Genomic DNA, 5,828 nt, shown 5'->3' with positions numbered 1-5,828 from the left:
AGGTGAAGATCCTTTTTGATAATCTCATGACCAAAATCCCTTAACGTGAGTTTTCGTTCCACTGAGCGTCAGACCCCGTATAGTGTTTTGCAGTTTAGAGGAGATATCGCGATGCATACGCGGAAGGCAATAACGGAGGCGCTTCAAAAACTCGGAGTCCAAACCGGTGACCTCTTGATGGTGCATGCCTCACTTAAAGCGATTGGTCCGGTCGAAGGAGGAGCGGAGACGGTCGTTGCCGCGTTACGCTCCGCGGTTGGGCCGACTGGCACTGTGATGGGATACGCGTCGTGGGACCGATCACCCTACGAGGAGACTCTGAATGGCGCTCGGCTGGATGACGAAGCCCGCCGTACCTGGCTGCCGTTCGATCCCGCAACAGCCGGGACTTACCGTGGGTTCGGCCTGCTGAATCAATTTCTGGTTCAAGCCCCCGGCGCGCGGCGCAGCGCGCACCCCGATGCATCGATGGTCGCGGTTGGTCCGCTGGCTGAAACGCTGACGGAGCCTCACGAACTCGGTCACGCCTTGGGGGAAGGATCGCCCGTCGAGCGGTTCGTTCGCCTTGGCGGGAAGGCCCTGCTGTTGGGTGCGCCGCTAAACTCCGTTACCGCATTGCACTACGCCGAGGCGGTTGCCGATATCCCCAACAAACGGTGGGTGACGTATGAGATGCCGATGCTTGGAAGAGACGGTGAAGTCGCCTGGAAAACGGCATCGGATTACGATTCAAACGGCATTCTCGATTGCTTTGCTATCGAAGGAAAGCCGGATGCGGTTGAAACTATAGCAAATGCTTACGTGAAGCTCGGTCGCCATCGAGAAGGTGTCGTGGGCTTTGCTCAGTGCTACCTGTTCGACGCGCAGGACATCGTGACGTTCGGCGTCACCTATCTTGAGAAGCATTTCGGAACCACTCCGATCGTGCCTCCGCACGAGGCCGTCGAGCGCTCTTGCGAGCCTTCAGGTTAGAGGCCGTCGACAATGATAATCTGGATCAACGGACCTTTCGGCGCCGGAAAGACGACGCTCGCTAAGCGGCTGCGCGATCGGCGTTCCAAATCGCTGATCTTTGACCCCGAGGAAATCGGGTTCGTGGTGAAAGAAACGGTCCCCATGCCAGCGAGCGGAGACTATCAGGATCTCCCCTTGTGGAGGGGACTTACGATCGCGGCGGTCAGGGAGATTCGAAGGAATTACTCGCAGGACATCATCATCCCAATGACGCTCGTGCACCCGGACTATCTGACTGAGATACTCGACGGGGTAAGGCGGATCGACGATCAGCTGCTGCACATCTTTCTGACGCTCAACGAGGACCTATTGCGTCACCGGATCGCGAACCAGACCATGCATCCTGACCCGAATCGAAATGCGGAGATTCGAGAGTGGCGATTAGCGAATGTCGCCCGATGCTTGGCCGCAAGGGAACGGCTTCCATGCACAACCCGTGTTCTCGATAGTGGTGCACACACCAGCGATGAACTCGCAGCGATGGTGCTCGACGGAATCGATGGGCGCACCTGATCGCCTTCGACGCCTGCGCAAAGCGTAGCGCGAGGGTGGCGGGCTCACGACCAAACGCCCAGAGGTCGATCATCGCAGGGATGTTTGGCTTTGTGGTGCGGACGACGGGACTCGAACCCGTACTCTCACAGAGAAGCAGATTTTCGTACCACCTCGACTTTCGCCGCCGTCTGATGACGTTCGTGGTCTGGACTGTCCCTTCGCCATTGCCCGAAGGCTTTAGGCGCCGCCCGTCCAGTCTCTACACCTTCCCCCGAAGGGGCTTGGCTCGGGATTGGCTTAGGGTATTGCCCGTTAGCGTTCCCCGACTTTGAGCGGTTCTACTCCGCGGATTTCCCCGCGGGCACTCCAATTTTAAAGTCTGCTGCGTCTACCGATTTCGCCACGTCCGCCTTTTTTCGCCGTTCCTAGCGCTCGTGCGATGCACCTATGTTGCACCTAGCGCCGAATCGTTCTTCGTCATCCTGAAAAACCACGTCTCCTAAAGCCTTGCATAGCTTATCTTTTCTCCACCACGAACTTTTTTGTGGGATGGTAGAAAAAAAGACTTTTTAAGTCCGCTGGCTTGCCAGGCCTTGTTAGCTTGTACGGTCATGGTTATCGGGTAAAGAATATTGACGGCATCGCTGGTGTCGGTGGCTGAAAAGCCGGCTCCCATCAGGGCAATAGCCATTTCAGATGCAGGCGTACAGGGCAATGGTCAACAGCTACAGCCTGTCTGACGATTCCGGCGTCATGGCTGCGGCGGCTATCACGCATTTTTTGTTCGGTCAGGCGGTGTTTTCGTACCTCAATGGTTGGAGCGTGTTGATCGGACCTGGTACAGGTTTGGACAGCACGGGCTGCAAATACGCAAGGGATTTAATGGGCCTGGTGGCGTTCACGGCTTTTATCGTGACGTTTCTGTTCAGGGGCTACTCATAATCTCGTGGCTCGGCGGTTCCCGGCACACCATGACAGTAAGGAAGGACCCTGTGTCTCAACTCTCCCAGCTTCGAAGCCCCGCCGCCGTGCAGGCTGCCATCGATGAGTTCGTGCAACTGGGCCGCACGAAATTCCTGGCGCGCCACGGCTACGGCAAGTCCCGCGACTTCCTGGTACGTGATCCGAAGACCGGCACCGATTGCGATTCCAAGGCCATCGCCGGTGTGGCCTTCGGCAAGCAATTTCCCGAGCAGGGCCCGCTCACTGCTGACAGCTTCTCCGGTGGCGAGACGACCGTCGTTCCGGCGCTGACGCGGCTCGGGTTTCGCATCATTCGCATCGGCGAAGACTGGTCCGAAGAAGAGGTCCTGGCCACGGTCGAAGACTATTTCGACATGCTGCGTGCCGAGGCGGCTGGGGAGCCGTACCACAAGTCCGAGCACAACCAGGCACTGCGCCAACTGCTGAACGGTCGCAGCAAGTCTTCAGTCGAGCTCAAGCACCAGAACATTAGCGCCGTACTCGATGCCCTGGGCCTGCCCTATATCAACGGCTACAAGCCACGCGGCAACAGCCAACTGCTGCTGCGTAAATCCGTACACGCCTACGTTCTGGAACATCAGCAGACGGTCGGCGCTCTTGTCGATGCCCTGGAGGAGGTAAAACTTCCGGGTGACAAAACCTACCGAGCGGCTTTGGTAGAACCACCCGCCCGTGAAGTGCTTGTGCGTACCCCGGCATCTCTACGGCAACGCCTACCGCGAAAGTTCGATTATGCCGCTCGCGATGAAGCCAACCGCAAGCTGGGCCGGGCAGGGGAGCAGTGGGTGATTGGCTACGAACAGCAACGCCTGACCGAGCTCGGCCACCCAGAGCTTTTTCAGCGGCTGGATTGGGTGTCCGACACCCAGGGAGACGGTGCGGGGTTCGACATCCTGTCGTTCGAAGAGGACGCCCATGAGCGCTTCATCGAGGTGAAAACCACCAATGGCGGGGTAGGCTCGTCTTTCTTGGTCAGCCACAACGAACTCGAATTCTCCAAGGAGGCGGGCGATCAATTCCATCTGTATCGCGTGTTCCAGTTTCGGGACGGTCCGCGCCTGTTCACGCTACCCGGCGACCTCAGCCAACATGTGCATCTCAAGCCGACGGACTACCGGGCGAGTTTCCGGAGTTTGGTGGGGTAAAGGCAGGGTTCTGTTGAGCCGAATGGCTGTGTGCGGCCGATTCTGTTGAAAAAGTAGCGGCCTCCCCATGCCGTTGGCAAAATTGCTTTGTCAGCGAGCGTGGGGGCGAACAGCATGATGGGACAGTTACCGGGAGGACAGCAGCGCCTGTTCTACTCGTTCAATCTGGAAGATCACGTCCCGGCCCAACATCTCCTGCGCAGCATCGACCAGTGCTTGGATCTCAGTGATCTACGTGCCTACCTGGCAGATTTCTATAGCCCCATCGGGCGTCCCTCGATTGACCCGGAGTTGATGGTGCGCATGCTGGTCGTCGGCTACTGCTATGGCATTCGTTCCGAGCGGCGATTGTGCGAAGAGGTGCACCTGAACCTGGCCTATCGCTGGTTCTGCCGGTTGGGTCTGGAAGACGAAGTCCCCAATCACTCGACCTTCTCGAAGAATCGCCATGGGCGTTTTCGTGACAGCGATCTATTCCGCTGGTTATTCAATGAGGTGCTGCGGCGCTGCATGGCAGCCGGCCTAGTCAAGGGTGAAGGTTTCGCCGTCGACGCCAGCATCATTAAGGCGGATGCCAGCCGGCAACGTGGGGTGGCGGGAGATGAGGTCGATTGGAACGATCCAAAGCTCAGCAGCCGCGCAGTGCGCGAGTACCTCGAAGCCCTTGATGAAGAGGCGCTGGCTGAGGCTCTTCCCAAGAAAATTTCGCTCACTGATCCTCAGTCCCGTTGGACAGCAGCGCCAGGTGGCCCGGCCTTTTTTGCCTACTCCACGAATTACCTGATCGACACTGAGCACGGTGTGATCATGGACGTGGAAGCTACCCCGGCGCACCGTACCGCCGAAGTCGATTCGACTAGGACGATGGTCGAGCGTGTCGAGGCGCAGTTCGATCTCACACCGGAACGCCTTATCGGCGATACCGCTTATGGCACCGCCCCGATGCTGGCCTGGATGGTCGAAGAAAAGGACATCGAACCGCATGTGCCGGTGTGGGACAAGACCGAGCGCAAGGACGACAGCCTCTCCAGTAACGACTTTCACTGGAGTCAGGACGCCAATGAATATCGCTGCCCAGCCGGCAAACCGCTACGCAGTGAATGGCGCGCCTTCACCCAGCAAAGGTCGCGGGTAACTAAGGCCAAAACCGTCATTTACCGCTCCAGCCAAACCGACTGCGCCACCTGCCCGTTGAAAGCGAAATGCTGCCCCAACACGCCGAATCGGAAGATCGTCCGCAGCATCCATGAGGCTGCCCGCGACGTGGCTCGACGCATCGCCAAGACACCGGAGTACCTCGTCTCTCGCTGCGAACGAAAGAAGGTGGAGATGCTTTTCGCCCACCTCAAACGGATCATGAAACTCGACCGTTTACGACTGCGTGGCCTAACGGGTGCCACTGACGAATTCACCTTGGCTGCGATGGTGCAGAACCTGCGCCGCATGGCCAAGCTTTTGCCTCAAGGGCCACCGCTGACGGGATAGGTATGCCTGCTACGAGCAGAAACCCTCAAATTAACCCTTAAACCTGAGCAAGGACGCTCAGTGAAACGCCGGAAGGCAACTTGAAGTGGCTTGCAGCCACTTCGACAGCAGGCACACCTGATCGGCAGGCTGCCGCTAAAGCTACTTTTTCAACAGAATCGGCCGATTTGTGCCGGTCGTCAAGGACCGCTTCGGATCACTCTCAACCGGATCGCGGGCCAGCTGATTTGCTAAAACCCGCGCCAAACTCAACGAAGGATTTCGCATGATCCGTTTTTTTTGGCGATCACGCTCGGCCTGATGGTTGGCTGCTCGTCGAGTTCAAGTTCGATCTGATCAGTGAGCGGTAGCGCAAGTGGATCGCCTCAGCCAAGCAGCGTTGTTGCCGGCGGCCGGAAGAAAGCCTTGAACTAGTAGCGGAAAGGATGAAACTTTATTTTTACGATTCTCAGCATTTTCCAAGGTTGAGCGAAAATTAGGATGATACTTTAATGATTCCGGCCTCCATCCCCACAAAACGCTTGCAGATGGCAGAATTGAAATAAGTCATTGTTTTAAATGGATTTTTGCAGGAATTGCTACGTTGCAGGGTCCTGTAGTTAGGATGACACTTTATTTTCCTCCCACAGGCCTCGTGATACGCCTATTTTTATAGGTTAATGTCATGATAATAATGGTTTCTTAGACGTCAGGTGGCACTTTTCG

At 57.1% G+C, this 5,828-nt stretch carries 6 protein-coding genes; 5 read left to right on the top strand and 1 reads right to left on the bottom strand.

Going from position 1 to position 5,828, the window contains the following annotated elements:
* The first annotated feature begins 111 nt into the window (after window positions 1-111).
* Together aac(3)-IId and L2I46_RS28435 are read left to right on the top strand one after the other, a co-directional pair.
* On the top strand, window positions 112-972 hold the full coding sequence (gene aac(3)-IId, locus L2I46_RS28440) for an aminoglycoside N-acetyltransferase AAC(3)-IId (RefSeq protein WP_000557454.1): 861 nt from the start codon (window positions 112-114) through the stop codon (window positions 970-972).
* Window positions 973-984: 12 nt separating this feature from the next.
* On the top strand, window positions 985-1,527 hold the full coding sequence (locus L2I46_RS28435; RefSeq protein ID WP_000587837.1) for an AAA family ATPase: 543 nt from the start codon (window positions 985-987) through the stop codon (window positions 1,525-1,527).
* A 481-nt stretch (window positions 1,528-2,008) separates the two neighbouring features.
* On the opposite strand, the gene L2I46_RS28430 is transcribed toward L2I46_RS28435, so the two are convergent.
* Entirely contained in the window at window positions 2,009-2,200 is a 192-nt protein-coding gene (locus L2I46_RS28430; protein WP_000951934.1) for a hypothetical protein, read from the bottom strand.
* A 23-nt stretch (window positions 2,201-2,223) separates the two neighbouring features.
* Between L2I46_RS28430 and L2I46_RS28425 the strand changes: the two genes are divergently transcribed.
* The 3 genes from L2I46_RS28425 (at window position 2,224) to L2I46_RS28415 (ending at window position 5,123) form a co-directional block, all read left to right on the top strand.
* On the top strand, window positions 2,224-2,451 hold the full coding sequence (locus L2I46_RS28425) for a hypothetical protein (protein WP_000248278.1): 228 nt from the start codon (window positions 2,224-2,226) through the stop codon (window positions 2,449-2,451).
* A gap of 50 nt (window positions 2,452-2,501) precedes the next feature.
* Complete coding sequence (locus L2I46_RS28420; protein ID WP_000080861.1) at window positions 2,502-3,638, top strand: DUF3883 domain-containing protein; 1,137 nt, start codon at window positions 2,502-2,504, stop codon at window positions 3,636-3,638.
* 114 nt (window positions 3,639-3,752) lie between these two features.
* Window positions 3,753-5,123 (top strand): IS1182-like element ISCfr1 family transposase, encoded by a 1,371-nt coding sequence (locus tag L2I46_RS28415; protein WP_000971921.1) that lies wholly within the window; start codon window positions 3,753-3,755, stop codon window positions 5,121-5,123.
* Window positions 5,124-5,828: the final 705 nt, after the last annotated feature.

The organism is Klebsiella sp. 2019SCSN059 (assembly GCF_021739525.1).
Taxonomy (GTDB): Bacteria; Pseudomonadota; Gammaproteobacteria; order Enterobacterales; family Enterobacteriaceae; genus Klebsiella; species Klebsiella quasipneumoniae.
The sequence above is the reverse complement of the archived record's forward strand: the minus strand, read 5'-3'. Positions and strand labels throughout refer to the sequence as shown.

Bases quoted from the DNA above. Each gene is read 5' to 3' on its own strand.
- L2I46_RS28435 (WP_000587837.1), top strand. From the start codon at position 985: ATGATAATCTGGATCAACGGACCTTTCGGCGCCGGAAAGACGACGCTC.
- L2I46_RS28415 (WP_000971921.1), top strand. From the start codon at position 3,753: ATGATGGGACAGTTACCGGGAGGACAGCAGCGCCTGTTCTACTCGTTC.
- L2I46_RS28430 (WP_000951934.1), bottom strand. From the start codon at position 2,200: ATGGCTATTGCCCTGATGGGAGCCGGCTTTTCAGCCACCGACACCAGC.
- L2I46_RS28425 (WP_000248278.1), top strand. From the start codon at position 2,224: ATGGTCAACAGCTACAGCCTGTCTGACGATTCCGGCGTCATGGCTGCG.